This is a genomic window from Acinetobacter sp. B51(2017) (assembly GCF_003711395.1).
Taxonomy (GTDB): domain Bacteria; phylum Pseudomonadota; class Gammaproteobacteria; order Pseudomonadales; family Moraxellaceae; genus Acinetobacter.
The window spans coordinates 111,769-138,069 of the sequence record NZ_PJRJ01000003.1 but is presented as its reverse complement, the minus strand read 5'-3'; the positions used below and the strand labels follow the sequence as shown (position 1 = coordinate 138,069).

At 41.1% G+C, this 26,301-nt stretch carries 28 protein-coding genes; 20 read left to right on the top strand and 8 right to left on the bottom strand.

The annotated features are described in order from the left end of the window. Positions 1 to 42 precede the first annotated feature (42 nt). On the bottom strand, positions 43 to 1,488 hold the full coding sequence (locus tag CYK47_RS02780; RefSeq protein ID WP_122898759.1) for a SulP family inorganic anion transporter: 1,446 nt from the start codon (positions 1,486 to 1,488) through the stop codon (positions 43 to 45). Positions 1,489 to 1,667: 179 nt separating this feature from the next. Between CYK47_RS02780 and CYK47_RS02775 the strand changes: the two genes are divergently transcribed. After that, a complete protein-coding gene (locus tag CYK47_RS02775) occupies positions 1,668 to 2,279 on the top strand; it encodes a glutathione binding-like protein (protein WP_122898705.1) in 612 nt (203 codons plus the stop codon). 52 nt (positions 2,280 to 2,331) lie between these two features. Here CYK47_RS02775 and CYK47_RS02770 read toward each other — a convergent pair whose 3' ends face one another. From CYK47_RS02770 to CYK47_RS02760, 3 genes are all read right to left on the bottom strand, one after another. After that, positions 2,332 to 2,691, bottom strand: a complete 360-nt coding sequence (locus tag CYK47_RS02770; RefSeq protein ID WP_122898703.1) for a DUF423 domain-containing protein — start codon at positions 2,689 to 2,691, stop codon at positions 2,332 to 2,334. A 94-nt stretch (positions 2,692 to 2,785) separates the two neighbouring features. Then, positions 2,786 to 3,655 (bottom strand): RNA polymerase sigma factor RpoH, encoded by an 870-nt coding sequence (gene rpoH, locus CYK47_RS02765; RefSeq protein WP_122898701.1) that lies wholly within the window; start codon positions 3,653 to 3,655, stop codon positions 2,786 to 2,788. A 135-nt stretch (positions 3,656 to 3,790) separates the two neighbouring features. Next, the gene (locus CYK47_RS02760) at positions 3,791 to 4,015 is read right to left on the bottom strand and encodes a sulfurtransferase TusA family protein (RefSeq protein ID WP_122898699.1); all 225 of its coding nucleotides are present in this window, start codon (positions 4,013 to 4,015) and stop codon (positions 3,791 to 3,793) included. A gap of 379 nt (positions 4,016 to 4,394) precedes the next feature. Here CYK47_RS02760 and CYK47_RS02755 point away from each other — a divergent pair, with 379 nt between their 5' ends. After that, complete coding sequence (locus tag CYK47_RS02755) at positions 4,395 to 4,607, top strand: cold-shock protein (RefSeq protein WP_004648643.1); 213 nt, start codon at positions 4,395 to 4,397, stop codon at positions 4,605 to 4,607. A 94-nt stretch (positions 4,608 to 4,701) separates the two neighbouring features. Beyond that, positions 4,702 to 5,853, top strand: a complete 1,152-nt coding sequence (rhlB, locus tag CYK47_RS02750) for an ATP-dependent RNA helicase RhlB (RefSeq protein WP_122898697.1) — start codon at positions 4,702 to 4,704, stop codon at positions 5,851 to 5,853. Between the two features lie 55 nt (positions 5,854 to 5,908). Here the strand turns inward: rhlB and CYK47_RS02745 are convergent, their stop codons facing one another. Beyond that, the gene (locus CYK47_RS02745) at positions 5,909 to 6,292 is read right to left on the bottom strand and encodes a hypothetical protein (RefSeq protein WP_122898695.1); all 384 of its coding nucleotides are present in this window, start codon (positions 6,290 to 6,292) and stop codon (positions 5,909 to 5,911) included. Positions 6,293 to 6,511: 219 nt separating this feature from the next. On the opposite strand from CYK47_RS02745, the gene CYK47_RS02740 reads away from it, so the two are divergent. The 13 genes from CYK47_RS02740 (at position 6,512) to CYK47_RS02680 (ending at position 19,173) form a co-directional block, all read left to right on the top strand. Further along, a complete protein-coding gene (locus tag CYK47_RS02740; RefSeq protein WP_122898693.1) occupies positions 6,512 to 7,090 on the top strand; it encodes a nitroreductase family protein in 579 nt (192 codons plus the stop codon). A 9-nt stretch (positions 7,091 to 7,099) separates the two neighbouring features. Next, positions 7,100 to 8,173: an NAD(P)H-dependent glycerol-3-phosphate dehydrogenase gene (locus CYK47_RS02735; RefSeq protein ID WP_122898692.1), complete on the top strand. Its 1,074-nt coding sequence runs from the start codon at positions 7,100 to 7,102 to the stop codon at positions 8,171 to 8,173. A 61-nt stretch (positions 8,174 to 8,234) separates the two neighbouring features. Further along, a complete protein-coding gene (locus CYK47_RS02730) occupies positions 8,235 to 8,690 on the top strand; it encodes a phosphoglycerate mutase family protein (RefSeq protein WP_122898690.1) in 456 nt (151 codons plus the stop codon). 12 nt (positions 8,691 to 8,702) lie between these two features. Next, on the top strand, positions 8,703 to 9,842 hold the full coding sequence (gene gspL / locus CYK47_RS02725) for a type II secretion system protein GspL (protein WP_122898688.1): 1,140 nt from the start codon (positions 8,703 to 8,705) through the stop codon (positions 9,840 to 9,842). Further along, the gene (locus tag CYK47_RS02720) at positions 9,842 to 10,300 is read left to right on the top strand and encodes a type II secretion system protein M (protein WP_122898686.1); all 459 of its coding nucleotides are present in this window, start codon (positions 9,842 to 9,844) and stop codon (positions 10,298 to 10,300) included. Before gspL ends, CYK47_RS02720 begins: the two co-directional genes overlap by 1 nt. An 89-nt stretch (positions 10,301 to 10,389) precedes the next feature. Further along, a complete protein-coding gene (locus CYK47_RS02715; RefSeq protein WP_122898684.1) occupies positions 10,390 to 11,391 on the top strand; it encodes a quinone-dependent dihydroorotate dehydrogenase in 1,002 nt (333 codons plus the stop codon). Between the two features lie 6 nt (positions 11,392 to 11,397). Next, positions 11,398 to 11,952: a CvpA family protein gene (locus CYK47_RS02710; RefSeq protein ID WP_122898682.1), complete on the top strand. Its 555-nt coding sequence runs from the start codon at positions 11,398 to 11,400 to the stop codon at positions 11,950 to 11,952. 24 nt (positions 11,953 to 11,976) lie between these two features. After that, complete coding sequence (gene purF, locus CYK47_RS02705; protein WP_122898680.1) at positions 11,977 to 13,515, top strand: amidophosphoribosyltransferase; 1,539 nt, start codon at positions 11,977 to 11,979, stop codon at positions 13,513 to 13,515. 87 nt (positions 13,516 to 13,602) lie between these two features. Then, the gene (locus CYK47_RS02700) at positions 13,603 to 15,492 is read left to right on the top strand and encodes a M48 family metalloprotease (protein WP_122898678.1); all 1,890 of its coding nucleotides are present in this window, start codon (positions 13,603 to 13,605) and stop codon (positions 15,490 to 15,492) included. Between the two features lie 96 nt (positions 15,493 to 15,588). Continuing rightward, positions 15,589 to 16,245 (top strand): hypothetical protein, encoded by a 657-nt coding sequence (locus CYK47_RS02695; RefSeq protein WP_122898676.1) that lies wholly within the window; start codon positions 15,589 to 15,591, stop codon positions 16,243 to 16,245. A 3-nt stretch (positions 16,246 to 16,248) separates the two neighbouring features. Beyond that, positions 16,249 to 17,205 carry a 2-hydroxyacid dehydrogenase gene (locus CYK47_RS02690; RefSeq protein WP_122898674.1) on the top strand — a complete coding sequence of 319 codons (957 nt, stop codon included), beginning with the start codon at positions 16,249 to 16,251 and terminating at the stop codon, positions 17,203 to 17,205. A 75-nt stretch (positions 17,206 to 17,280) separates the two neighbouring features. Then, positions 17,281 to 18,723, top strand: coding sequence for a M48 family metalloprotease (locus CYK47_RS02685; RefSeq protein WP_502697045.1), 1,443 nt, complete (start codon positions 17,281 to 17,283; stop codon positions 18,721 to 18,723). A gap of 93 nt (positions 18,724 to 18,816) precedes the next feature. Then, positions 18,817 to 19,173 carry a hypothetical protein gene (locus CYK47_RS02680; RefSeq protein ID WP_122898672.1) on the top strand — a complete coding sequence of 119 codons (357 nt, stop codon included), beginning with the start codon at positions 18,817 to 18,819 and terminating at the stop codon, positions 19,171 to 19,173. A gap of 64 nt (positions 19,174 to 19,237) precedes the next feature. Here the strand turns inward: CYK47_RS02680 and CYK47_RS02675 are convergent, their stop codons facing one another. Next, positions 19,238 to 19,684: a GatB/YqeY domain-containing protein gene (locus CYK47_RS02675; protein WP_122898670.1), complete on the bottom strand. Its 447-nt coding sequence runs from the start codon at positions 19,682 to 19,684 to the stop codon at positions 19,238 to 19,240. Between the two features lie 30 nt (positions 19,685 to 19,714). Beyond that, the gene (gene rpsU / locus CYK47_RS02670) at positions 19,715 to 19,930 is read right to left on the bottom strand and encodes a 30S ribosomal protein S21 (protein WP_001136722.1); all 216 of its coding nucleotides are present in this window, start codon (positions 19,928 to 19,930) and stop codon (positions 19,715 to 19,717) included. A 146-nt stretch (positions 19,931 to 20,076) separates the two neighbouring features. Here rpsU and tsaD point away from each other — a divergent pair, with 146 nt between their 5' ends. Beyond that, positions 20,077 to 21,093, top strand: coding sequence for a tRNA (adenosine(37)-N6)-threonylcarbamoyltransferase complex transferase subunit TsaD (tsaD, locus tag CYK47_RS02665; RefSeq protein ID WP_122898668.1), 1,017 nt, complete (start codon positions 20,077 to 20,079; stop codon positions 21,091 to 21,093). Positions 21,094 to 21,181: 88 nt separating this feature from the next. After that, a complete protein-coding gene (locus tag CYK47_RS02660) occupies positions 21,182 to 22,837 on the top strand; it encodes a DUF262 domain-containing protein (RefSeq protein ID WP_122898666.1) in 1,656 nt (551 codons plus the stop codon). A 129-nt stretch (positions 22,838 to 22,966) separates the two neighbouring features. Here the strand turns inward: CYK47_RS02660 and CYK47_RS02655 are convergent, their stop codons facing one another. Next, positions 22,967 to 23,845: an ATP-binding protein gene (locus CYK47_RS02655; RefSeq protein ID WP_122898665.1), complete on the bottom strand. Its 879-nt coding sequence runs from the start codon at positions 23,843 to 23,845 to the stop codon at positions 22,967 to 22,969. Between the two features lie 129 nt (positions 23,846 to 23,974). Here CYK47_RS02655 and CYK47_RS02650 point away from each other — a divergent pair, with 129 nt between their 5' ends. Together CYK47_RS02650 and CYK47_RS02645 are read left to right on the top strand one after the other, a co-directional pair. Next, positions 23,975 to 25,489 (top strand): DUF3336 domain-containing protein, encoded by a 1,515-nt coding sequence (locus tag CYK47_RS02650; RefSeq protein ID WP_122898663.1) that lies wholly within the window; start codon positions 23,975 to 23,977, stop codon positions 25,487 to 25,489. Continuing rightward, complete coding sequence (locus CYK47_RS02645) at positions 25,461 to 26,270, top strand: protein kinase domain-containing protein (RefSeq protein WP_122898661.1); 810 nt, start codon at positions 25,461 to 25,463, stop codon at positions 26,268 to 26,270. The genes CYK47_RS02650 and CYK47_RS02645 overlap by 29 nt, the downstream gene beginning before the upstream one ends. The last annotated feature ends 31 nt before the right edge of the window (positions 26,271 to 26,301 follow it).

The window sequence follows — 26,301 nt, the reverse complement described above, 5'->3', positions numbered from 1 at the left end:
AAAAAAAAGCGCCAAACTCTGGGCGCTTGATTTTATTTATCTTCAAGGTGCATTAAAACGATCCATCAAAGTGCTAGATGCTTCGTTTAAACCAATGAGTTTCACTTCAATATTGTGTTGTTTAAATTGCTCAATCACTTTATTAAGCATATTCACTGAAGTGACATCCCAAATATGGGCATGGCTTAAATCAATTTCTACTCTATGCGCTGTATCGTTAAAATTAAAAATCTTAAAGAAACGATCGGCACTGCTAAAGAAAACTTGCCCCTGAATATGATAGCGGCGCACACCATCTTTTAAGGTTTGTGTGACCTGAATGCTATTTTCCAATTGTTGAATCAAGAATAAAGCGGACAGCAATACGCCAACCAATACACCCAGAGCAAGGTTATGAGTGAATAGCACCACCAACACGACGGCAATCATAATCAGATTAAATTGGCGTGGATGTTTGCCAAATTGTTTGACGGCACCCCATTGGAAGGTGGTGAGTGCCACCATCACCATAATCGCCACTAAAGCTGCCATTGGAATATAAGACAGCCAATCTTTAAAAAACACCACCAAGCACAGTAAAAATACCCCAGCTACAAGCGTTGATAGACGTGTACGTGCGCCTGAAGAAACGTTAATGATCGACTGACCAATCATGGCACAGCCTGCCATACCGCCCATAAAACCACTCACAATATTGGCAAAGCCTTGACCACGGCATTCTTGATGACGGTCACTGGTGGTTTGGGTTACTTCATCGACCACAGTTGTGGTCATCATGGTTTCTAGTAAACCCACTGTCGCCAATGTCATGGCATAGGGGAAGATAATGGTCAAAGTTTCTAAATTCAGTGGAATTTCTGGAATTAAGAAGATAGGGAGAGTATCTGGAAATTGACCTAAATCACTGACGGTACGTAAATCTGCACCTAAAATGAGCGCCAAGAGACTTAACACCAAAATACAAATTAATGGCGAGGGGATCAATTGCCCGATTTTAGGAATACGCGGAAATAGATAAATTAAGATTAAACCTAAGCCCATCAGTGTAAAAGCCAAACCATCCATGCGCTGCATTTCTGGAATTTGCGCGACAAAGATTAAAATCGCCAAGGCATTTAAAAAACCATATACCACTGCTTGGGAGACAAAACGCATCAGCTTTGCCACTTGGAAATAACCGGCAATCACTTGAATGACACCAGTTAAAATGGTAGCTGCTAACAAATATTGCAAACCATGTTCTTTCACCAAAGTGATCATCAGCAGCGCCATCGCGCCTGTAGCCGCGGAAATCATCGCAGGGCGACCACCTAAAAAGGCAATGCTCACCGCAATACAAAATGAGGCATATAAGCCGACTTGCGGATCTACGCCGGCAATGGCGGAAAAGGCAATCGATTCAGGAATCAGCGCCAAACCGACCACAATTCCGGCGAGCACATCAGTACGAATATTTGAAAACCATTCTTGTTTTTTCAGGCTAATCACAACATCTTTCATCAAATTTTAAAGATGCTATGGTAAAACAGCTTTGTTGTAAAAAGCAGCAATGAATGACTTGAAAAATCTATCAATTTCCCCGATAGTCAAGAAGTGTCATCAATTAAGCTGCAACATCGGGCTTGGCTGATGCTTAAATTAAAAAAAGTACAAGGATTAGATCAAAGATGAAACTTTATTATGCACCTGGTGCATGTTCTTTAGCAGCACATATTATTTTAAATGAAATTAATGTCGACTTTGATTTAGTACGTGTGGATTTAAAAACTCATCTCACCGAAAAAGGTGTGGATTATTATCAAATTAATCCAAAAGGTTATGTTCCTGCATTAGAAATTAACCCAGGATTGATTTTGACGGAAATTGTGGCAATTTTACCGTTTTTAGCCCAGCACGATCCTAAACAAGATTTAATTCCTCCTTCAGGTTTTGGTCGTGCCAAAGTGCTTGAGTGGCTCGGTTATTTAAACTCAGAGTTGCATGATGCTTATGCGGTCTTTTTCCAAGGCGAGCTAGATGAAGCTGCCAAGAAAAAAGGCTATGCAGAGATTGATCGTCTTTTTAGTTATATTGATGCTGCAATTGCCAAAGCTGAGCATGAATATTTGGTGGATGATAATTTTGGTCCAGCCGATGCGTATTTATTTGTGCTCACCAATTGGTCAAAAACCATTGGGCATGATTTAACGCCATATAGTAATGTCATGGCGCTACGTAAAAAAGTACGTCAACGTCAGTCTGTAGAAATTGCTTTACGTGATGAAGGTTTAATTAAGTAATGTAACTGATGGCAAAAAAGGACGCTTAAGCGTCCTTTTTTGTGGTCTGGTATTAAATTTTACTTGCTTTCCATGCTAAATCAAGCCATGCGGCAATCATCAAAGCACCCCCCATAGGGGTAATGGCACCCAAACCACGCGGTAAACCCAATGCCATAAAATACAGTGAGCCACAAAACAACACGATACCCACTTGAATCAGTACAAAACTACGTTTGATCTTGAGCTGTGGTAAAACTCGCATGATCACAGCAATGAGCAATAAACCTAAGGCATGATAAAAAAAGTAATCGGTTGCGGTTTGCCACCAACCGAGTTGTGCTTCTGTGGCACGTGCTTTTAAGCCATGTGCGCCAAATGCACCTAACATTACAGCGAGCGCCAAATTCAGCGCAGCAATACAAATCCACATCGGTCGAACAACATGATAAAAAGCCTAGGCATAGTATAAAGTATAGGCATAAAAAAAAGGGCAATATTGCCCTTTTTTGAGATGAGATCATCTTTTAGTTTGATGACATGGCAACCTTAATTTTTTCCATGGCATTTTTTTCAAGTTGACGGATACGTTCTGCTGAAACGTTATATTCGGCTGCCAGTTCATGTAAGGTAGACTTATCATCATCTAACCAACGACGTTGCAAGATGTTACGAGAACGATCATCTAGTTGTTCCATCGCTTCATGTAAAGCAGAGGTACTTTGTTCTTCGTAATCTTCATCTTCGACTAAACGCGCAGGGTCATAACGATTATCTTCTAAATATAGGGCTGGCGCGACATGGGTAGAGCCTTCATCATCGTCATCGCCTTGTGCTTCAAAAGCGGCGTCATAAGCGGTTAAGCGTCCTTCCATTTCCAAGACTTGTTCGGGTGTGACGTTTAAGTCGTTGGCAATGGATTTGGCCTCATCTAAAGTCAGCTTTTTACTGGATTTCTTTAAACTACGTAAGTTAAAGAACAGTTTACGCTGTGCTTTAGTAGTGGCAATTTTAACAATACGCCAGTTACGAATCACGTATTCATGAATTTCGGCTTTAATCCAATGCACGGCAAACGATACCAAACGCACGCCCATATTGGGGTCAAAGCGTTTGACCGCTTTCATGAGGCCTAAGTTACCTTCTTGGATTAAGTCACCTTGTGGTAAACCATAGCCAGCATAACTGCGAGCAATATGTACGACAAAGCGTAGATGCGACATAACCAGCATTTTTGCTGCGTCTAAATCTTGGTCGTAATAGTAGCGTTCTGCTAACTCTTTTTCTTGTTCGGCGCTCAGAATTGGAATTTGATTAACAGTACTAATATAAGCACCAAGATTGACGCCGGGCGCTGATAATGACAGGGGCATCAATTGATTGCGGCTGTCACTCATGGGTACTCCTTATAAGACAATCAGTCTTTGCAATGGTTTTATCTTAAAGCCAATTGCCTTCATCATTAAGGACAATTGGGTAGAGATATGTAACCTCGTCTGCACATTTAAGGCCTTAATTTTAATTGAAAACAATTAAGATTCAATGTGGTAATGAAATTCTTGTTCAGAAATTTTGACCATTTCACACGTCAAATGATGTAAATGACAGTAGCGACTTACATCGGTTTTCGAGTGAGGGTCTGAAGATTTTAATAACCATTGGCCATGCGCTTGGTTTTTTAATGCACGTTTTAACATCAAAAGTGGCATAGGGCAGGGTTGACCCATGGCATCGATTAGCTTGACTGTGTCAGACATACATCTCTTCAAATTGAATCCAGCAAGAGCTAAATATTAGCAAATTTAATGCCAAAGCCCAACCTAAAAAATAGAACTTTTATAGGGCAATTTTACTGTTCAGCGTTGCTTAAAAAACCCTTGATTAAAATCATATAAATCCAAAAAAAACCTACCAATCAGCAAGCAGCCATGATAAGCTCGATGATGTTGAGGATGTATTACAACAAATAAAAATTGTTTTAAACACCGCTCTACAAGTGGATGTACCGGGATTTTGTTGATAGTTTTACAGAATGATTACAAGCTTAGAAATAAAAAATGTTTTTAACTTGTTTACTCTGCTGTTTGCAACACCGGGTGGTCCTTCTTTTGAAAGAACTAAATTGAGGATTAACTTATGACAGCTCGTGAACAAGGCGTTGTGAAGTGGTTTAACGATACTAAAGGCTTTGGCTTTATTCAACGCAACGGCGGTGACGATGTATTCGTTCATTTCCGTGCAATTCAAGGCGACGGCCACCGTTCACTTCGTGACGGTCAACGCGTAGAATTCAGCGTAGTAAAAGGTCAAAAAGGCTTCCAAGCGGAAGAAGTACAACCTTTAGACTAAGCGATTTTGCTTGACGTCGAAACGCTCCAATATCTATTGGGGCGTTTTTTGTTTATAATGACTTTGTGTGTCCATTTTCAATTAGAGCAACTCTATGTCAGCTGGTTTTGAAACCTTAAATCTCCATCCGCAATTGAAACAGGCGATTGATGCCCTTGGCTTCCAATCTATGACCCCAATTCAAGAAAAGGTTTTAAAATTTACTTTGGCAGGTCATGACGCCATTGGTCGTGCACAAACCGGCACAGGCAAAACTGCCGCGTTTTTAGTGAGTGTGATTAACGATTTACTCAACAACCCAATTACAACACAGCGTTATCGCGGTGAACCGCGTGCCTTAATTTTGGCACCTACCCGTGAACTTGCGTTACAAATTGAAAGCGATGCCAAAGAACTGACTAAATTTACCGCTTTAAATTTAGTGACTTTATTAGGTGGGGTAGATTTTGATAAGCAAAAAGCCCAGTTAGATGCCAATTTTGTTGACATTATGGTGGCAACACCAGGTCGTTTAATTGATTTAGTCGAGCAAAAAGAAGTGTGGCTCGATCAAATTGAATTTCTAGTGATTGATGAAGCCGACCGTTTATTGGATATGGGCTTTATTCCATCGGTAAAACGTATCGTGCGTTATTCACCGCGTAAAGAGCAGCGTCAAACCTTAATGTTCTCAGCAACATTTAGCTATGATGTATTAAACCTTGCCCAGCAATGGTTATTTGAACCTGTAACAGTGGAGATTGAACCTGAAAAGAAAACCAATGCCGACGTTGAACAACGCGTGTATATGGTGGCAAAGTCAGACAAATATAAACTCTTACAAGATATTTTACGTGATGAGCCGATTGAAAAAGTCATGATTTTTGCCAATCGTCGTGACCAAGTGCGTAAGTTATATGATCACTTAAAACGTGATGGTTATAAAGTGGTGATGTTGTCGGGTGAAATTGCGCAAGACAAACGCTTAAAAATGCTTGATCAATTTAAAAATGGTCAACATAACATCATGATCGCGACCGATGTAGCTGGTCGTGGTATTCATGTGGATGGTGTTTCGCATGTGGTAAACTTTACCTTACCTGAACAATCAGATGACTATGTACACCGTATTGGTCGTACGGGTCGTGCTGGTACGCGTGGCGTGAGTATTAGTTTCTTATCTGAAGATGATGCGTTCTATTTACCAGAAATTGAAAAAGCGATTGGGCAAAAATTACCACTAACGCGTTTAGATGGTTATTGCTAAGTCTTAGCCTAAGCATAAAAAAACCGCTCTATGGAGCGGTTTTTTTATGTGTGATTTATTGTTTTCGGCAGGTAAAAGTCAGCACGGTTTGGTAATCATCATCTCGTGATAAACCAGTGGCTTTACCCGCTAGCCCGCCAATTACATCGGCTGCTGCTTGAATCACTTGCCCAGTTTTTTCATTCACCACGCCTTTGAGTGCACCGTTATAACTGCTTTGTTCATTGACTAAAATCGGACTGGCTTTACTGCCACAGGTTTTACTCGCTGCAGTAATGGCATTGTTTTTTGCAATGATTTGGCTTTTACCTAAACCCGTGACTTCGTATTGATTATTGGCATTTTGAATGGCCAAAGAGGTCGTCGGTTGCGATGCACACGCGCTGAACAAGGCTGCGCTACAGACTGCAGCAGCAAGATGAAACATTTTCATATTCATTTTCCCTATTGTCTAAGATTTTGGCCTATTGCAGCATATTCCTATGAATAAAAGTGCAAGCGGTTGTATAAAAATTGCAATATGGGCGCTACACCTGGCACTGGACTATAACCGCTTTTAGCCCACATCACTGTAAATCAGTGCCGTGAAAGATAGAGTAACTTTCTAAGTTTATGCTAATCTTGAGTGATTAGTTAGGAACATAGAATTTAAGCTGCAATGACGGACTTAACCCACGATTTGATTCATCAAAATATGCACCAACGTCAGTCGATTGGCCAATTGGTCGAACCTGCGCCTAATGCACAACAATTACAATATGCTTTTGCAGCAGCCTTAACTGCCCCTGATCATCATCGTTTAAAGCCCACGCGTTTTGTGGTGATTGAGCCTGAACAGCGTGCGGCCTTTGGTGAGCTATTGTCACAAGCCTTAACCGACTTAGGTGAAAGTGAAGCCGCGCAAATTGAACGAGTAAAAAACCATCCTTTTCGTGCACCCCTGTTGGTATTGGCATTAACTGAATTTAAAGACCATCCGAAAGTACCACATTTTGAACAGACTTTAAGTTCCGGTGCTGCGATTCAAAACTTTTTATTGTCGCTGCAAGCACAAGGTTTTGCCAGTATGTGGCGCAGTGGTGCGGTGATTGAATCGAAACACTTTAAACAGGCATTGGGCTTAAAACCAACTGACCTGATTTCAGGGATTATCTATATTGGTACGGCTGCAAAAACGATTGCGCCGCGTCAGTCGATTCAAGTCTCTGACTATGTCAGCACATGGCAAGCAAAGTAGGAGCCTAGTATGACCGAATTAAAATTTACCGATTTGCTTGAACCTGTAGTGATGAATCAAAAGACTGCGCTACGTGTGACGGTGCTAGGTGGAGGTAGCTTTGGTACAGCAATGGCCAATACCGCAGCACGTAATGGTTGCGATACCATGATTTGGATTCGCAATCCTGAGGTGGCAGCAGAGATGAATCACACGCATCTGAATCAGCACTATTTACCCGATTTTTTACTAGAACAGAGTTTACGGGCAGAATCAGATTTAGAAACTGCGGTACGTGACCGCGATATTATTTTAGTCGCCATTCCGAGTCATTCTTTCCGTAGCGTTTTACAACAAATTAAACCGTTTATCACTTCACAAGCTGTAATTTCATTAACCAAAGGGATTGAAGCCGAAACCTTTAGTTTTATGAGTGATATTATTCGCGCTGAATTACCTGAAGTGCCGTATGGGGTGTTGTCGGGGCCAAACTTAGCCAAAGAAATTGTGGCAGGGCAGCCTGCGGGTACGGTGATTGCCAGCCAATCTGAACTGGTACGTTATGCGGTACAACAGGCATTACATAGTGCACTGTTTCGTGTTTTTGCCAGTGATGATGTACATGGTGTAGAACTCGGTGGTGCGTTAAAAAATATTTATGCTGTGGCGATGGGAATTGCAGCAGCGTATAACGTGGGCGAAAACACCAAAAGTATGTTACTGACCCGTGCTCTCGCAGAAATGAGCCGTTTTGCCGTGAAGTTAGGTGCTAATCCACTCACATTCTTAGGTTTATCGGGTGTAGGTGATTTATTTGCGACGTGTAATAGTCCCCTAAGCCGTAATTACCAAGTGGGTTTTGCTTTGGGTAAAGGCAAGAGCTTAGAACAAGCCACCACTGAACTGGGTCAAACCGCAGAAGGGATCAATACCATTATTCAGGTACGTAAACGTGCGCAAGAGTTGGAGGTATATATGCCGATTACCACAGCGCTATATGCCGTGATTTTTGAAGGTGCACCGCCTTTAAGTGCTGCACTATCGATGATGAAAACTGGGCAACGCAGTGATGTGGAATTTGTCTTACCACATTATGCAGTTTAATCCATTACATTGTCATATTGAGTTGCTATTCTAAATTTAAGCACAACGAAAAGGAATTTTTATGCAGCTGACTTTAGTCCGTCATGGTGAAGCACACCCTGCAATCAATGGTCATGATGAAAAACGTCCACTTAGCCCGCGTGGTCAAGCCCAAGCCAAAGAAACTGCAGCGGCTTTAAAACAGTGGATTCAGCCTGATGTATTTGTCGTAAGTCCACTGCTACGTGCCCAGCAAACCTTAAGCTATTTACAAGCGCATTTTCCACAGGTGCCTGTAGTGGTATGTGACACCATTAAACCCGATGATGATGCCAAAGTCGCTGTGGAATGGTTGGCACAATTACCCTATGAATCCATTGCGGTGGTCTGTCATATGAATGTGGTGGCGTATATGGAGCAAATTCTGCTTCAAGAGCCGTTTCATCCTTTTCAATTGGCTGAAGCGCGTATCTATCAACAAGCAGTGATTGCCGCAGGGCTGTCGACACGTTGTCAGCAATTTATTCCACAGGCATAAGGCGAAGTATTGATGTTGCAAATATGGATGCCAGAAGCAGATGGTTTATGGCATTGGTCAATCGATCAAGCATGGTCACAAGGCGTCACGCTTGAACAGTTGATTCGTGAATTGAGTGTTTATCAAGGTCAAGCTGCGGTGGTGTATTTCCCAAGTCGGCATGTGCAATTGTTACAACACAGCCTGAGCAAAAGCCAATATAAGCAGTTAGGCACATTGGGTGCGAGTTATTTGCTTGAAGAATATGTGATTGTGCCGCTCGATGCGCTGTTGATTAAACAGCAATTTGTGCAGCCTGATCAGTTATATCTGTTTGCGATGGCAAAAAACACCCTCGAAATGCTGCAAAGTGCTTTAAGTCTGTTGCCGATTAAAGTGACTGCTTTACTGCCTGACTTTTTATTGTTGCCTGAGCCAGAGCCGAATCAAACTTATTTGCTGCACATGGCTGGGCGTTTGCTAGCACGCGATAGCTTATATAGCGGCACATCGATTGATGATTTAAATCTATATTTAGATTATCAAGACCCTGAGCGACATTATGTACATCATGGTTTAACCGAAGGGCAACTGGCGGCTTTAGTTGCACTAAAAACCCAAGATCAGTATCAAGCGCAAGCCTACAACTTAGCCATACTTAAACAGCCAGAACGACATACTTGGAACGTGATGACACGCCAAGCGCCTGAGCAAACCCGTTCTAAATATTGGGGACTCTGTGCGGGATTACTCGGGGCACTGGTGCTAGCGCATATCGCGGTCGATGCCTTGCGTTGGTATCAAGCTAAAAAGGTGGCAGAACATACCGCCGTGCAAGCAGTTGAGCAATATAAAGCGTGGTTTGGGGCCAATAGTCGTGTCAGTGAGCAAAATCTAAAAAGCCAATTTGAAAGTCAGCTGCGTTTAAACCAAAGCGCAGATACCCAAGCCCTAAGCTTGATTGCTCGTGTAGCACCCATTTTGATGCAGCATCAGATTGTTGCCCAACAACTTAATTATGATGAACAGGGGTTAAGTTTGCAGTTGAGCGCAGCCTCGAGTCAAAAACTACAAGAGCTAAATAGCCAGCTGAATCAGCAGGGCTTTAAAGTGCAGCTAGGCAATATTAGTGCACAGGGCAATGGCGTCATGGGTCAGTTGAGTATTCAATAATGCAAGTATGGACACAACTTCAACAACAATGCAGCAGCGCTTTGGCGCGTTTATCTGTACGTGAACAGCGTTTGGTGCTGGGGACAGCGATCTTTGTTAGCCTTGCTGTGATGGGCAGTCTGCTGTGGTCAGTGCATCAAGCGGCAGAGCGTGAGCAACAACGTGCCGATGATTTAAAAGATTTGATGGTCTGGATGCAAAGCAATGCGGTGACCATGAAAGCCGACACAGAGGGGCAATTGTCCACTCAAGAAAAAATTCAACGTGTAGCGCAGCAGCAGGGTCTAACTTTAAGTTCGATGCAACAAGGTGAACAGATTCAAATTGTTGCAGTACATGCTGAATATGCGGTGTTGGCAAATCTACTGACTCAGATGGCAAATATTGGTTTAAATCTACAACAAATCCAGATGCTTGATGAAGGTGGGAAGCTTAAATTAACAGCAGTAGTCGAGTAGTTGGTAAAAATAAACATCTGCAAAGCATGGTTTTTTCTAAAATCCATGCCTATAATAAGCCGACTTAAAAGCTGTAGACTTTTGTAGATATGTTGTATTCTCTTGCCCGCCCTCTGTTGTTTTCTTTCGCACCGGAGCGTGCACATGAGCTCACATTATCCTTATTAAAATCAGCTCATAAGCTAGGGATGATGCGCCAAAATGTTGCTGCAAAACCAGTCATGTGTATGGGAATTGAGTTCCCAAACCCAGTCGGTTTAGCCGCAGGTTTAGACAAAAATGGTGCTTATATTGATGCTTTAGCTGGTTTAGGTTTTGGCTTTATTGAAATTGGTACCATCACCCCACGTCCACAAGCGGGCAATCCGCATCCACGTTTATTCCGTTTACCTGAAGCCAAAGCCATTATTAACCGTATGGGCTTTAATAATGATGGTGTGGATAAATTAGTTGAAAACGTAAAAGCGGCTAAATTTAAAGGGGTGCTGGGCATTAATATTGGTAAAAATGCCGATACCCCAGTTGAAAAAGCAGTAGATGACTATCTCATTTGTTTAGAAAAAGTATATAACTATGCTTCTTATGTGACCGTCAATATTTCTTCGCCAAACACCAAAAATTTACGTAGCTTACAAAGTGGTGATGCTTTAACTGAGCTGTTAGATACTTTAAAAACGCGTCAGCTTGAATTGGCTGAAGAACATCAACATTATGTACCCATCGTATTAAAAGTTGCCCCTGATTTAGAAGCAGAAGACATTGAGTTCATTGCTAAACAACTAATTCAATTTAAATTTGATGGTTTGATTGTGACCAACACCACTTTGTCGCGTGAAGGTGTAGAAGGTTTGGCATACGGTGATGAAGCGGGTGGTCTATCTGGTCAGCCTGTATTTGAAAAAAGTACTGCATGTTTGGCAGCATTCGCTCAAGCCTTAAAGGGTCAAGTACCTTTAATTGGTGTTGGTGGTATTTTGGCGGGTGAACATGCCAAAGCCAAAAAAGATGCAGGTGCTAGCCTTGTACAAGTTTATAGTGGCCTCATCTATACTGGACCGACTTTAATTCAAGACTGTGTCAATGCACTGTAATTTCCTATGAATGGTTTAGACCTTTTTCTGCTGATCATTGTCGTGATAGGTGGAGTCAATGGCCTACGTCAGGGCTTTATTCAAGCTTTTGCTAATCTGATCGGTTGGTTTGTCGCCTTTTTTATTGCGCTTAAATATGCCACAACCCTTGCACCTTTGATGGTAATAAGCAGTGATCCAGTGCTGCAAAAGGTCGCTGCTTTTGCCTTGATTGTCTTGGTTATTGTGATTGCCACATGGCTGTTGACTGGTTTTTTGCAACGTGTATTACATATCTTAAAACTGAGCCCACTCAATCGTCTAGCAGGTGCAGTATTTGGCATATTAAAAGCCTTGCTGGTGATTTTGATTTTGCTACAAACGCTGTCTCCTTGGGTGGCTAGTTCGCCAAAATGGCAACAGTCGACTTGGGTACAGGCTTTATTACCTTATGCCCCATGGGCGACTGAGCAATCAAAAAAAGTCGTTGCCGAGGCGAAACAACATTTTAAAGAAGATCACTCTTCTTTATCCTCTGAACGGGAAGATTCAGAGACTGCAACAAAAAATCCTTTTAATTAATCCTAGCTTGTCTGCGAGGTTGCTATGTGTGGAGTTGTTGGTATTGCTGGTAAAACAGCGGTTAACCAAATGTTGTTTGATGCATTAACGATGTTACAACATCGTGGACAAGATGCCGCAGGAATCGTCACTTGTCATGAGGGACGCTTATTCCTGCGTAAAGATACGGGTATGGTACGTGATGTATTTCATACGCGTCATATGCGTGCTTTACAGGGTAATTACGGTATTGGTCATGTGCGTTACCCAACAGCAGGTTCGTCAAGCAGTGCAGAAGCACAGCCATTTTATGTTAACTCACCTTACGGAATTACCCTTGCCCACAATGGTAACCTGACCAACGCTGAAGAAATTCATGATGACTTGTTCAAAACTGACTTACGTCATATGAATACCAATTCAGATTCTGAAGTGTTACTCAACGTCATGGCGCATGAGTTACAAAAGCGTGGCAAGTTAGAGCCAACTGCAGACGATATCTTCCAAGTCATTGGTCGTGTACACGAGCGTTGCCGTGGTGGTTATGCGGTAGTAAGTATGATTACAGGGCAAGGTTTAGTAGGCTTCCGTGATCCAAATGGTATTCGTCCATTAATCTATGGTTCGCGTGAAACAGAGCAGGGGATGGAATATATCATCGCTTCTGAATCTGTAGCCATTACTGCGCTTGGTTTTAAAGTTGAACGTGATATCGAACCAGGTGAAGCCATCTTCATCGATATGCAAGGTAATTTATCAACACATCAATGTGCAGCAGCACCGCGTTACCGTCCATGTATTTTTGAATATGTGTACTTTGCCCGTCCAGATGCCACAATTGACGGTATTTCTGTCTATAAAGCACGTCTTAAAATGGGTGAAAAGTTAGCACAAAAAATCCTACGTGAATGGGGCGAGGAACATGACATTGATGTCGTGATTCCAATTCCAGATACCTCAAGAACTTCAGCGTTAGAGCTTGCTAATACTCTAGGTGTGAAGTTCCGTGAAGGCTTTATGAAAAACCGCTATATCGGTCGTACTTTCATTATGCCGGGTCAGCAATTGCGTGAAAAATCAGTACGTCAAAAGCTCAACCCTGTAGAACTTGAGTTCCGTGGTAAAAACGTTTTATTGGTGGATGACTCGATTGTACGTGGTACAACCTGTAATGAAATCATTCAAATGGCGCGTGATTCTGGCGCGAAAAAAGTCTTCTTTGCTTCAGCTGCACCGATGGTGAAATATCCAAACGTGTATGGTATTGATATGCCAGCTAAATCAGAATTGATTGCGTCTAATCGTAGCGTCGAAGAAATTCGTGAAATTATTGGTGCTGACCGTTTAGTGTTCCAAGATCTAGAAGATTTAAAAGGCGCAATTCGTACCACCAAAGTACCTAAGCTACAAGAATTTGACTGTTCAGTGTTTGATGGCGTATATGTGACAGGCGATATTGACGAAGCATATTTAGATAGCTTACAAAAGAGCCGTAGCGATAGCGCAAAAAGTAAAAAAGATGGTTATATTGATGTGAATATCGATGCAGCATCAGTGGATTTAACTGGGGTAAAAGAAGCTTAAAATCAGTTAAATTTCAGTCAAAAAGCGGGAATTTCCCGCTTTTTTGCTTTATGATGTGGCTCAGCATGTCAGGTGAGGGATCGGCAATTGCGAGACATGGGCGCCTTTAAAATCGAAAATAAAAATATCTGTTGGTCATTGTTGATGAGCCTGATTGCTGTGGGCTTAACTCTATTTATTCTAAATACTGTGCTAGGGTTCTTTGTACATTATTTTAGCCCAGTGGAATCAGTATATTGGCATAGTTTAAGCGCGTATTGTATTGTTATCTTACTGAGCATTATGGCGGGTTCCTTGTGGTATGAATGTTATACCCTACGTCGTGGTGGACATAGTTTGGCGGAACAATTGGGCGCGCGACGGCTGAATCTGCTAAACAGTACACCCGAAGAACACTTAGTTTTAAGCATGAATCAGCAACTGGCAGAGCAGTTCTTAAATTCAGCGCCTAGCCTGTATGTGCTCCCAGATGAAGTAGGAGTAAATTTACTCACCGCAGGCTTTAATTCGCAAAATACGGTGATTATTTTAACTTGGGGGGCTTTGCAAAATTTAGATGAGCAAGAGCTGTATGGCTTATTGGCACATGGCTTTAATCAAATTTTGCTGGGCGAAACACGCTATAACACCCAACTGAAAATTTTATACAGTAGCTTAATTACCTTAAGTCAAATTGGTAGTAAAGTGGCGAAAAAAGGTTTCCAGCGCCATCGTGCCAATCGTTTACGTAACTTTGCCACCTTTTATGTAGCGCTAGGCGGCTTAATTTGGTTAATTGGTAGCTTAGGTGTGTTAATCACGCGTCTGTTTAAATACATGATGTTAAGCAGTAATACTTTTAAAAATGATTTAGCTACGCAGCGTCTGATTCAAAGCACTGCCAACCTACAAACCTTGTCACGAATTTATGTGCATCATGCTGGTTCTCAAATTCATAGTGAATATTCAGAAAGCATTTCGCATTTGTGCTTTGCCAACTCTTTAAGTCCACAAAGTTGGCTGAATATCCATCCGAGTATTCAACAGCGAATTTTTGAGCTGAATCCAAGTTTGATTCAAGAACTGCAACTGGATAACTTAAAGAAATTGCGTACCCAGCCCTTATATAGTCTATTTCGTTCGCTAGAAGAAACTGATGGGCAGTTTTTCGCTCCGTGGACATCGCCTGAACCTTTACCCTTACTGCGCTTATCACCGATTAGTTTCGCGATTAAAGATGCGATTAAGCCTTTAAATCCCGAACTCCGTGCCAACATGGAACGCCCTGAACTGATTCAACGTGCCATGCAAACTGCAACTGGAGCGCGTGAAGTGATGGTCGCAATTTTAATGATTCGTCAGTATCGTGAATTTATTCCCTCTGATGCTGAAGTAAGCCGTGCCATTGTAGAGTCTTTATTGCATTTAGATGGGCGAGTGCATATCGCCATCTTCTTACAAGCCTGTGGTCATATCGAGCGAATGCCCAAAACCATTGCTCGGCAATTCTTAACCAAATTGGCGAAAATTATTCAAGAAGATGGGGAAATTGGCTTATTAGATGCCTTGCTGCTAGAACGTGTTAAATATCAATTGGGTTTATTGCCAGAACAACGTCCCACCGCTTTAAATGAAGTTAAACCACAAATTGTACGTTTAATTGATGCCTTATTGCATGTACAGCAGATTAATAGTGATAACCAAATGGATGTACGTGATCAGATTCTCGCGCGGATCTTAACCGCAAAAGAACTGAGCCAATTTGAAGAAGTGTTTGATGAGCCTTTAGATCTTGCGGAAATTTTAAACGATATTGCGGGCTTATTATTACGCGAACGCTTAAGCATTTTAGGAATTGCTGAAATCTGTTTATGGCACGATCGAATCATTACTCAAGATGAACTTGATGTTTTAGAGTTATTATATTGGCGTTTAGGTTTTGATACCCGTGAAATTAGCGAGCAAATGCAAAAGAAAAATAGCTTAATGATTGTCTAACATAGATGCACGCTGAATAAGCAGAAAGCGCGCAGAAACTACAGCAAAAGCTGCTTATTCTCGTTAGAATAGCCGCTTAGCGTAAGAGTAAGCATCATGATTGGCCAGCAACGTCAAATTTTAACCGATTTAGGAATTGATTTATGGATTCCTCGGGATGTTGCATGCCAAAATTTTGCGCCAGCTTCAATTTGGCGTGATCAAACGATGCCACAACAAGCCGAGATTGTAGATGTTATTGTATCTGACTTGGTATCAGCTACGCCTGTTGCTGTAGAACGACCTTCGCAGCCTGCGCCCAAACCACCTGCGCCCAAACAAGTGTTTGAGCCAATCGCAGCACCCGTCGTGGTTGAGCCTGTAGCACCAGCACAGCACTCAGTTCAGCCTGAGCGAAGTAGCTTTGAACTCCAACTTTTAGATTTAGCTGATTGTGCGATTGTTGTGGATGCCAGCCAATTATCTACAGCCGCGCAACAACTTTGGCTCAATATCAATCACGCTTTACAGGCAGATTATCAACAACTCAATTGGCCATTTCCATTATTAAACCTACAAGATGCTAATGGTGCACAAAGCTATTTAGAAGGCTTTTTAGATGCACATAGTGTCGCTAAACCGCTGTTTAGCTTAGGTCAATTGCCTTATTTATATCAAAAAGCACAACAATTACCGAGTTTAGAAGACATGCTGGCGCAACCCAGCTTAAAAAGACAGCTATGGCAGCACATCTATAACAACAAACAAGGATAAAACATGCAAAAAGTCGTAGTGTTTAGTCAGCTTGATGCTGAGATTTTGGCACGTCTACAACAAGATTATCATGTGGTGCAGATTAACCCTAAGTTAGGAGATGTGCAGCAACAGCTATTAGAACATGCCCAAGATGCTGATGGCATGATTGGTGCTGGTCGTGTTTTAAATGCCACTAATCTACATACTGCACGCCGTCTGAAGGTGATTTCTAGCGTAAGTGTTGGTTATGACAATTATGATGTGGATTATTTAACTAAAAAAGGCATTCAGCTGTGTCATACACCGCATGTTTTAACCGAAAGTACGGCTGATTTAGCCTTTACTTTATTAATGAGTGTGGCACGTCAAGTCGGGCATTTAGATCAATGGACCAAAACGGGTCAGTGGCAACGTACCGTAGGCGCTGCACAATTCGGTCAAGATATCTTTGCTAAAACTTTAGGCATTATTGGCTTAGGACATATTGGTGCTGCCATTGCCAGACGTGGTTTTTATGGTTTTAACATGAATATTTTATATCATAACCGTCGAGCCAAGCCTGAGTTTGCCAGCAGCTTAAATGCTCAATATTGTGAGCTAAATGATTTATTGCAACGTGCTGACTTTGTGGTTTTGGCCGTTGATTTAAATGCTGACTCAAATGCGCTGATTGGCGCCAAAGAGCTGGGTCTAATGCAAAAACATGCGGTATTGGTCAATATTGCGCGTGGAGCAGTAATAGATGAACAGGCATTAATTGAGGCACTCAAAAGCCGTCAAATTTTTGCCGCAGGCTTAGATGTGTATCAACACGAACCTCTACAACAGTCTGAGCTGTTTAATTTAGACAATGTGGTGACTTTACCGCATGTAGGTTCAGCGACCTTAAGCACGCGTAAAAAAATGGCGGAGCTGGCTTATCAAAATCTTGTTGAGGCTTTAGCGGGTCGTACCCCCGCTTATGTGGTTAAGCCATAAGTAACACTTTATTGCAAAACCCCCAATAGCAAAATGCTATAGTCAAGCCAGACAGCATCAAGTTGGGGGATCGTATTGAAAGCTGCAACGACAGCCTGCGCTTTAGCAGCATTACTGAGTGTAAGCACGGCTAAAACAGCGGCATTTGAGCCAGATGTTCAATTCCATGTGCCCGAAATTGGCAGTGGAGTAGGGCTGATCGACCAACATAAAGAGTATATGATTGGTGAAAAAGTCTATCGTGAAGTGCAACGCCAGCTCCCCATCCTTAATAATCCATGGTTAGAAGATCAACTCTTTAGCACCTTTGCGCATATCTTAAGCCAAACTCAACTGTCTAAGCCCATTGCATTAGTTGTGGTTAATGATCCACAAATTAATGCTTTTGCTGTACCGGGAGGCTTATTTGCCTTAAATACCGGTTTACTTAGTTCTGCCAAAAATATGGATGAAGTGGCAGGAGTGATGGCACATGAAATCGCCCATGTCACGCAACGCCATTACAGTCGTTCGCAAGAAGCCTTTAAAGGCCAAGGTTTATTGGCGCTTGCAGGTATTGTAGTAGGGGCTTTGGTGGCAAGCCAAGCTGATGGTGATGTGGGTAATGCTGTGATGATGGGCACGCAAGCCGCTTTAGTCGATCGTCAGTTGTCCTATAGTCGTAACCAAGAGCGCGAGGCTGACCGTATTGGCATGCAATTTATGTATCGTGCTGGCTATAACCCACAAAGTATGGCAGATTTCTTTGAAACCATGCACCGTGCTACGAGTCGCTTAAGTTTTATGCCTGATTTTTGGCTGACCCATCCCTTAACCACAGAACGTATGAGTGAAGCACGTTTACGTGCCAATCAATTGCCTAAAGTTAATAGCAGTCTATACGATGAAAACTTTGAAATCATGCGTTTATATAGCATGGTATTGTCTAAGCAAGCCAATGAACAGCAGCTCAAGACGATGGCCGCAGATAGAAAAAGATTGGCACCACAGCTAGCATTAGCGGCTTTTTATCTCGAAAAAGCTGAGTTTGCACAAGCACAGCAGCTTCTAAAGCAACTGAACGCCCAGCAGCGCTTACATAATTTAAGCATTTTACTACAAACTGAAGTGTATTTAGGGCAGAACAATCTTGCTGCTGCTTTGAAAAGCATCCAGTCAGCCGCCTTAATTGTGCCCGAAAATCGGGCTTTAAATTATAAATATGCTGAAGTGTTACTGCGGGTAGGTCAATTAAATGAATCTGAACAGATTTTACAGCATTTTGTGAAAAAAAATCCACGCGATGTCTATGCATGGCAATTGTTACAACGTATTTCTGACGCCGATAAAGCTTCACCAGTACGCAGTGTAAATGTATTGCGTTATCGTGCAGAAGCTGAATATTGGTCGGGTTTAGAAGAAAATGCGATTAAGTCTTTATTACAGGCACAGCGTCTGACCAAAGACAATCAAGCATTATCAGCGCTGGTGAAAATGCGTCTTGATCAAATGCAAAAGGAGCGGCAGATGAAAATCTAATTGTTTAAAGCCTACACAGCTAGCTGTAGACAGCCCACAGGCAAGATTTACAATGTATGTACATGATTTTAATTTTAAGTTAATAAGATAGTTATGAATAAGTTACTTTTAAGCCTTGGGCTTGCTTTGGGGATAGGCACGGTGAGTGCAGGTAGCGTAGAGCGATATGTGCAGATGGTGAATACAGCCAATAGCCAATTTCAAAAAAGTAGTCGCAGTTTTTTTAATGCCCTTGATCCACAGCAACGTGCATTTAATGGGCAGCAACAACAGCAATACTGTCAAATTGTGCAACACTATGTGGATGATTTATATCAAGCTGTAGAGCAGAATTTAGATATTTTTAGAAGTCAGAAAGCTTATACTAAGGCCGATGTTATTGATGAAGTGTTGTCAAAGCGAGAAATGCAGACGCTGGGGCAGTATGGTGTGAAATGTCAATTAAAATAATCTTTGGCGTGAACTGTCTTAAGTAATAAGGCAGTTCAAGCAACGTCGATCTCGAAAATCAGTTTTAAGCAAGTTTTGCTTTAATTTTGGCAGATACTTGTGCAGGATCGGCGCGTCCGGCTATGAGCGGACGCAGAGAATTCATCACCTTACCCATATCTTTCATGCTAGTCGCTTGCTGCGCTTCAATGGTCTGCGCAATAAGGGAATCAAGCTCATCCTCAGTCATAGCTTCTGGTAGAAATTGCGATAACACTTCAATTTCGGCTTGTTCTTTACTAGCTAAATCTTCGCGGTTCGCGCCTAGAAAGGCTTTCACCGACTCTTTACGTTGTTTGATTTGTTTTTCAATGACCGCAAGAACTTGCGCGTCGTCAAGTTCAACGCGATCATCGACTTCGATTTGCTTAATTGCTGCCTGCAGACTACGAATTACCGTCAGCTTATTCATTTCTTTAGCACGCATTGTTGCTTTTAAAACTTCAGAGATTTGGCTTTTTAAAGTAGTCATTATAATATCCAGGCAGTAATCACAAATTAATTAGTAAAGGCGAGTTGTACGTACTGATTCACGCGCCAATTTCTTTTGGTAGCGTTTAACAGCAGCAGCTTTTTTGCGCTTACGTTCTTGAGTTGGTTTCTCGTAGAATTCACGTTTACGAACGTCAGCTAAAACACCCGCTTTTTCGCATGAACGTTTGAAACGACGGATAGCTACGTCTACTGGTTCGCCTTCTTTCAATTTAACTTGTGGCATGAAGAATCCTCAATTAAGTTATGGATAAGATCACAAACGAAATGCTTGTGATCACAAGTGAAGGACAATATTTTACTCATTTACATCTCATACCACAAGTCTATAATACGCTTGCATTTGATTTGATATAGGTTATAGGCAGTTTAATGATCGTTTTAGGCTTAGAAACTTCGTGTGATGAGACTGGACTGGCATTGTATGACAGTGAGCAAGGATTACGCGGTCAGGTGCTATACAGCCAGATTAAACTGCATGCCGAATACGGTGGGGTAGTTCCTGAGCTGGCATCGCGTGACCATGTGCGCAAATTGATTCCACTCATGAATCAATTGTTACAAGATTCAGGCGTACAAAAATCCGAGATTGATGCCGTTGCATATACGCGTGGCCCGGGTTTAATGGGTGCTTTAATGACAGGTGCACTATTTGGTCGCACTTTGGCATTTGCTTTAAATAAACCTGCCATTGGTGTACACCATATGGAAGGGCATATGTTGGCGCCTTTATTGTCAAAAACACCACCAGAATTTCCCTTCGTGGCGCTTTTGGTTTCAGGTGGACATTCACAGCTTATGGCGGCTTATGGCATTGGTCAATACGAGCTTTTAGGTGAGTCCATTGATGATGCCGCTGGTGAAGCCTTTGATAAAGTCGCCAAAATGATGGGTTTACCGTATCCAGGTGGGCCAAACATCTCTAAATTGGCAGAACATGGCGATCCAAATGCCTTTGCATTCCCGCGTCCAATGTTGCATCAAGATTTAACCTTCTCATTTAGTGGCTTAAAAACTGCGGTTTCGGTACAAATGAAAAAGTTAGGTGATGAAAATCGTGATGCGGATATTGCTGCCAGTTTCCAAGAAGCGATTGTCGATACTTTGGTTAAGAAGTCAGTCAAAGCCTTAAAACAAACGGGTTTAAAACGCTTGGTGATCGCAGGTGGTGTGAGTGCCAATAAACGTTTACGTGAGCGTTTAGAAGCGGACTTAGCCAAGATTCGTGCATCTGTATATTATGCAGAGCCTGCACTATGTACCGATAACGGGGCGATGATTGCTTTTGCCGGTTATCAACGTTTAAAAGTTGGTCAAAATGATGGTTTAGCGGTTACTACAACGCCACGTTGGCCGATGACGGAATTAACCAATCCGACACAAGCTTAAATTTGAGCGATAAAAAAAAGAGGCTATAGGCCTCTTTTTTGATAAAAAATTTGCAAAAATAAATACTAATTTTAGTCGTGGGGGCTTAATGGAAGCTAAAGAAAGTAAGTTATTGGATATTTTTACGGAAGGAAAAAAGTATTTTATCCCGAAGTATCAACGTCCTTATTCATGGACAAAAGATAATGCTGAACAGTTAATTGAGGATATTTTCAATAGCTTTAGTGCGAATGAAAAAGAATACTTTATTGGCAGCTTAATTTGTATCAAAAATGATGATGGTATATTTGAAGTTGTGGATGGCCAACAACGACTCACAACAATTAGTCTTATTCTAGCACAACTGCATAATCTAATTGATGATGTAAATATTAAAAATGACTTAATGAAAAGAATTTTTCCTTATGATGTGTATGATGGGGAACATGAAGAACCCCGTTTAAAGGTAAGATCAAATGAATTATTGCTTTATACAAATTATATTTTAAAAGGGGATACAAAATACTACCCAGAAAATCCAACAGTTGTTGAGTCGGCATTTTTAGAAAATTTTGTGGTCATTGAAGAATTTTTAAAAGATAAAGATCAAATAGCTTTAAAAAAAATAGCACAATTTATTTTAAAAAATGTTCTAGTTGTATTTGTGCAAACTGAAAATTTTGCGTCCTCTTTTAGATTGTTTAATGTTCTGAATAGTCGCGGTCTACCATTGACTACGGCTGATCTGTTAAAAAATAGATTATTTGAATCAGCTGAAACAGTTGGTGCAAATGTTGAGACAGTTGAACATCAATGGGCAAAATTTGAAGCATTATTAGGCATTGATAAAATTGATAAATTTTTAACAATTCATGCGATTTCAGAGAAAAAAGATCGAGATCGTGTCCTAGTAAAAATATTAGATGCTTTTAGTGATAATTTGGCGAATAAATATCAAGGTAATCCGATTAATTTGTTAAATAGTCTGTTGAAATCAGCAGAAAATTATCAAAAAATTAAAGAAAATGATTTTTTTGATCATCAAACACGTTTGAATATTTTAACGCTATTGGAACTAAAATCGGATGAATGGATTCCAGCAGTTCTAGCTTTTAGAAATAGATTGGTCAACGATAAAAACTTAACTGAGCAAGATTTTGATAAATTTATAAGTGTCTTCTTAAAGGTATATATTCAAAGTTGTTTTAGGAAAGAAATTAAGAGTCAGAGAGAAATGATGATTTATACTGCTTTAGTCAGTATAAATAATGATGTGGATTTTCCAGAAGTAATTGAAAAAATTATTGCTCATGCAAATGATGATGAATTTAAGAAAAACTTAGATGAACCATTTTATGAGCCTAAATCATTACAGGTTGCTTTGGTTAAAGCGACTTTATTACGCATTGATCGAGAGATGCAAGATAGTAGTGTGATTAAGTCCTATTCTGGGAATATTACGATTGAACATGTATTGCCACAGAGACCAACTCATGATTATTGGTTTAGTCGTTTTAATCAGGCAGATCATCAGCATTGGGTGCATTTACTTGGTAATCTGACATTACTAGGAGGTACAAAAAATGCTGAATCTCAAAATTTTGATTTTGAGAGAAAAAAGCAAATTTACATGAAATCAGATACTCGTGTTTCATTCGATATTACAAAAGATATTTGCAATGTTGATGATTGGGATATGGATAATTTAATGAAGAGACATAATGATTTGAAAAATAAATTAGTTAATATGTGGTGTGTGTGCTAGAAACAAATAATTGATTCATGTTCAAACAATGACGAAAGTTCAATGTGAGCTTTCGTCATTTGAATAAATACGAGCTTTGTATCAATGGAATATATGAAAGTTATAGCCATATTTACTGTAACATTCGAATCAATAATTTGATTGCTTCAGCTGCTGTGAACCAATCCAATGCTTTGAAAACTGATATGCCGAACGCCCTGAACGCTGGCCACGACTTTGACACCAACGTAAAGCTTCAGCGCGTGCCTCTGCAGTCATGCTCATCTCAGCTTGCTGTAAATAATGCTCCACAATCTCTAAATATAAATTTTGATCCATTGGATAAAACGACAACCATAAACCAAAACGATCCGATAGCGAGATCTTTTCTTCAACGGCTTCTTGTGGATGCAGCTCGTGATGCTGAGGCACATCGGCCTTAAGCACAGGCGTATTTTCATGCATAAATTCAGGCAACAAATGACGACGGTTACTGGTGGCATAAATCACAAAATTACTTGAACCAGATTGTAATGAGCCATCCAAGACACTTTTTAAACTACGGTAATTTTCATCTTCTGCGTTAAAGGCTAAATCATCACAATACACAATAAATTTTTCTGGACGATCTTGAATTAAGGCTTGAATTAAAGGCAGATCACGTAAGTCATCACGCTCAATTTCAATTAAACGTAAACCTTGGCTGCTATATTCAGTTAGAAGAGCCCGCACAATTGAGGATTTACCCGTACCGCGTGAGCCAGTAAGTAATACATCATTGGCAGGTAAACCTTGTAGAAATTGTAAGGTGTTCTGCACTACTTTTTGCTTTTGACGATCAATCCCTTTTAAATCTTTGAGCTGCATTTGACGTGGTTGTAAAATGCCTTGGAGTTGGCCGTTTTGCCATTTGAATGCAATATGAGCAAAATCAGGTGCTTGTTTTACAGCGGGTAGGAATTGCTGCAATTGTTGTAAAACTTGATTTAAACTTTGTAGGACAGAATCAGAGAGTTGAATGTTAGGCATCGTTGTAAAGTAGAGGTGGCTATATATAGGCAAAACTCTATATCAACTGACTGAGATTTACTAATACAATTGGGCGATTGCCCTGATAAAAAAACGTGTGCAATGCTGCGGCGTGATAGAGGATTGTTTATGTTGTTGCGACAATTTATACAGCGTGGTCAATCGCATCAAGTGTATCGGATTAAACAACTGAAACAGCAGCTTGAACATGCACAAAGTTATGAAGAATGGAAAGCGATTGCCTTAAAAATTGATGAGGCTTCAGGGGCACAAGAATGGAAATACGATAACTGTTCTCCGTATTTTGACGCCGAAGTCATTGCCTATCGTTTAACTATGCTTAAACGCTATCGCAGTATGCAACGTTGTCGCGATTTAATTTATATTTTACGTGAAGGTTTAACCTATGATGTGGCAAATATTGCCCATCCTTTACTGTTTAATGCCAGTTATGTGGGTACCAAGCGTATTATTGAAGATTATATTGAAGAAGTGAGTCAAAGCCTTGCCTATATCGCCTCAGAGGGCTGTGCCGAACTTAAGCATCAAGAAAAAATAGAATTTTTCCAACATGCACAGCAAGCCTATGGACAACCTGCGTTAATGTTTTCGGGCGGCTCGACTTTAGGTTTGTTTCATACGGGTGTATGTAAAGCCTTACTTGAACAAGATCTTATGCCCAAAGTATTATCTGGCTCAAGTGCAGGCGCGATTGTCACGGCTATGATGGGTTTAAGTAAACCTGCTGATATTTTAGATGTACTGAGCGGTGATAACTTAATGAGCGAAGCCTTTAAGTTTCGTAAGATTAGCCAGATATTACGCGGTACAGGTGGTATTGCTGATGTTAAACATTTAAAGAAATTTTTGGTCACTAACATGGGTGATGTAAGCTTTGAAGAAGCGTATAAAAAATCAGGTTTGCATATTAACGTTGCGGTTGCGCCTTATGATGCCTCACAAGATGCGCGTATCATGAATAATTTAACCTCGCCAGATTTATTGGTATGGAGCGCGGTGTTGGCATCTTGTGCCGTACCGATCCTATTTCCACCCGTTAAACTCACCAGTAAACGCTATGATGGGCAACATACGCCATATATGGCCAGTACTCGTTGGGTGGATGGTAGTGTGCGCAGTGATTTTCCACAAGAAAAAATGGCACGGCTATATAACATTAACTACACCATTGCCAGTCAAACTAATCCGCATGTAGTGCCATTTATGCAAACCGATGCAGAACGTTACCGTAAAGATATCATTAGTTGGCCAGAACGAATTATTCGTCGTCAAGGCAAAGTCTTTACGCGCGGCATGTTGGATTTTACCCGTGAACGGATGGGGAGTGTGCCTGCGATACGCCGTGTTTTAGATCATAGTTATGGGGTGATTGATCAGCGTTATTATGGTGATCTCAATATTTTTGGGCATTACAGTTTGCGTCATTATTACTATTTAATGCAAAACCCGCGTCCGCATTTATTTAAATTATTGCAACAAGAGGGTGAACGTGCCACATGGCCAAAAATTTCTGCCATTGAAACCCATGCCCGTATTGGTAAAACTATTCAGCATTGTTTAGAGCTCCTTACTTTTCAGCAAGATCCACAGCAGCATGCTCAAGCACAATATATCGCAGTTTAATCTAGAAAATATATCGCGGAATCGTTGGCAATTGCTCACCAAAGCACGCAGTTTAAGCTTTGGGCGTCGGCTGTATCAGCTGCAAACTGCTGATGTCTGTTATTGGTTAAAGGTGCAATATCAGGGCGTACATGCAATTGTCGAGCAGAACTATCTGAATGAGTTAAGCTTTTATGCTGCTTACCCTGATCTAAACTGCATATTGCCCATGCAATATATTGATTTAACTGCACAGACTGAATTTGCCCAGACCTATAGCAGTCTGCTGCTACCGCATGCACCGCCTTGGCTGGGTGTGGTAAATGACTTAAGTCTTAGGCAAATTACCACTAAAATTTTGGCAATGCTGGATGGCCTTGATGAGCTGGCACAACAGGGGCTAATCCATGCAGATTTAAAACAAGAACACCTTGTCGACTGGCAAGGTCAGCTCAAGCTGTTAGATTTTGAACAGATCCAGCCGATTGCACAAATTCAGCCACATTTAAGCGCCACACCACGCTATATGGCACCTGAACTATTTCATGGCGAAGGCAAAACCTTACAAACAGAGCTGTATGCCTTAGGCATTATTATTTATGAGTGGCTGAGTGGACAGCGTTTAAAGGCAGCAACTTATCAAGATTGGGCTGTATTACATTGTCAAAGCTTAAACTTAGAGTTGCCTGCGCGCTATGCAGGCTTTTTAGCCTTACTTCATGGCTTAACCGCCAAGCTAAAATCAGCACGATTTGCTGATATTCAGGCGGTAAAACAGGCAATACAGCAGATAAATTGCTAAAAATGACTGATTTTGTTTTATATTTAAACAG

What these genes read in the sequence shown, in the direction of transcription:
- CYK47_RS02775 (WP_122898705.1), top strand. Translation starts at nt 1,668, where the DNA reads ATGAAACTTTATTATGCACCTGGTGCATGTTCTTTAGCAGCACATATT.
- CYK47_RS02770 (WP_122898703.1), bottom strand. Translation starts at nt 2,691, where the DNA reads ATGTGGATTTGTATTGCTGCGCTGAATTTGGCGCTCGCTGTAATGTTA.
- rpoH (WP_122898701.1), bottom strand. Translation starts at nt 3,655, where the DNA reads ATGAGTGACAGCCGCAATCAATTGATGCCCCTGTCATTATCAGCGCCC.
- CYK47_RS02760 (WP_122898699.1), bottom strand. Translation starts at nt 4,015, where the DNA reads ATGTCTGACACAGTCAAGCTAATCGATGCCATGGGTCAACCCTGCCCT.
- CYK47_RS02755 (WP_004648643.1), top strand. Translation starts at nt 4,395, where the DNA reads ATGACAGCTCGTGAACAAGGCGTTGTGAAGTGGTTTAACGATACTAAA.
- rhlB (WP_122898697.1), top strand. Translation starts at nt 4,702, where the DNA reads ATGTCAGCTGGTTTTGAAACCTTAAATCTCCATCCGCAATTGAAACAG.
- CYK47_RS02745 (WP_122898695.1), bottom strand. Translation starts at nt 6,292, where the DNA reads ATGAATATGAAAATGTTTCATCTTGCTGCTGCAGTCTGTAGCGCAGCC.
- CYK47_RS02740 (WP_122898693.1), top strand. Translation starts at nt 6,512, where the DNA reads ATGACGGACTTAACCCACGATTTGATTCATCAAAATATGCACCAACGT.
- CYK47_RS02735 (WP_122898692.1), top strand. Translation starts at nt 7,100, where the DNA reads ATGACCGAATTAAAATTTACCGATTTGCTTGAACCTGTAGTGATGAAT.
- CYK47_RS02730 (WP_122898690.1), top strand. Translation starts at nt 8,235, where the DNA reads ATGCAGCTGACTTTAGTCCGTCATGGTGAAGCACACCCTGCAATCAAT.
- gspL (WP_122898688.1), top strand. Translation starts at nt 8,703, where the DNA reads ATGTTGCAAATATGGATGCCAGAAGCAGATGGTTTATGGCATTGGTCA.
- CYK47_RS02720 (WP_122898686.1), top strand. Translation starts at nt 9,842, where the DNA reads ATGCAAGTATGGACACAACTTCAACAACAATGCAGCAGCGCTTTGGCG.
- CYK47_RS02715 (WP_122898684.1), top strand. Translation starts at nt 10,390, where the DNA reads ATGTTGTATTCTCTTGCCCGCCCTCTGTTGTTTTCTTTCGCACCGGAG.
- CYK47_RS02710 (WP_122898682.1), top strand. Translation starts at nt 11,398, where the DNA reads ATGAATGGTTTAGACCTTTTTCTGCTGATCATTGTCGTGATAGGTGGA.
- purF (WP_122898680.1), top strand. Translation starts at nt 11,977, where the DNA reads ATGTGTGGAGTTGTTGGTATTGCTGGTAAAACAGCGGTTAACCAAATG.
- CYK47_RS02695 (WP_122898676.1), top strand. Translation starts at nt 15,589, where the DNA reads ATGATTGGCCAGCAACGTCAAATTTTAACCGATTTAGGAATTGATTTA.
- CYK47_RS02690 (WP_122898674.1), top strand. Translation starts at nt 16,249, where the DNA reads ATGCAAAAAGTCGTAGTGTTTAGTCAGCTTGATGCTGAGATTTTGGCA.
- CYK47_RS02680 (WP_122898672.1), top strand. Translation starts at nt 18,817, where the DNA reads ATGAATAAGTTACTTTTAAGCCTTGGGCTTGCTTTGGGGATAGGCACG.
- CYK47_RS02675 (WP_122898670.1), bottom strand. Translation starts at nt 19,684, where the DNA reads ATGACTACTTTAAAAAGCCAAATCTCTGAAGTTTTAAAAGCAACAATG.
- rpsU (WP_001136722.1), bottom strand. Translation starts at nt 19,930, where the DNA reads ATGCCACAAGTTAAATTGAAAGAAGGCGAACCAGTAGACGTAGCTATC.
- tsaD (WP_122898668.1), top strand. Translation starts at nt 20,077, where the DNA reads ATGATCGTTTTAGGCTTAGAAACTTCGTGTGATGAGACTGGACTGGCA.
- CYK47_RS02660 (WP_122898666.1), top strand. Translation starts at nt 21,182, where the DNA reads ATGGAAGCTAAAGAAAGTAAGTTATTGGATATTTTTACGGAAGGAAAA.
- CYK47_RS02655 (WP_122898665.1), bottom strand. Translation starts at nt 23,845, where the DNA reads ATGCCTAACATTCAACTCTCTGATTCTGTCCTACAAAGTTTAAATCAA.
- CYK47_RS02650 (WP_122898663.1), top strand. Translation starts at nt 23,975, where the DNA reads ATGTTGTTGCGACAATTTATACAGCGTGGTCAATCGCATCAAGTGTAT.
- CYK47_RS02645 (WP_122898661.1), top strand. Translation starts at nt 25,461, where the DNA reads ATGCTCAAGCACAATATATCGCAGTTTAATCTAGAAAATATATCGCGG.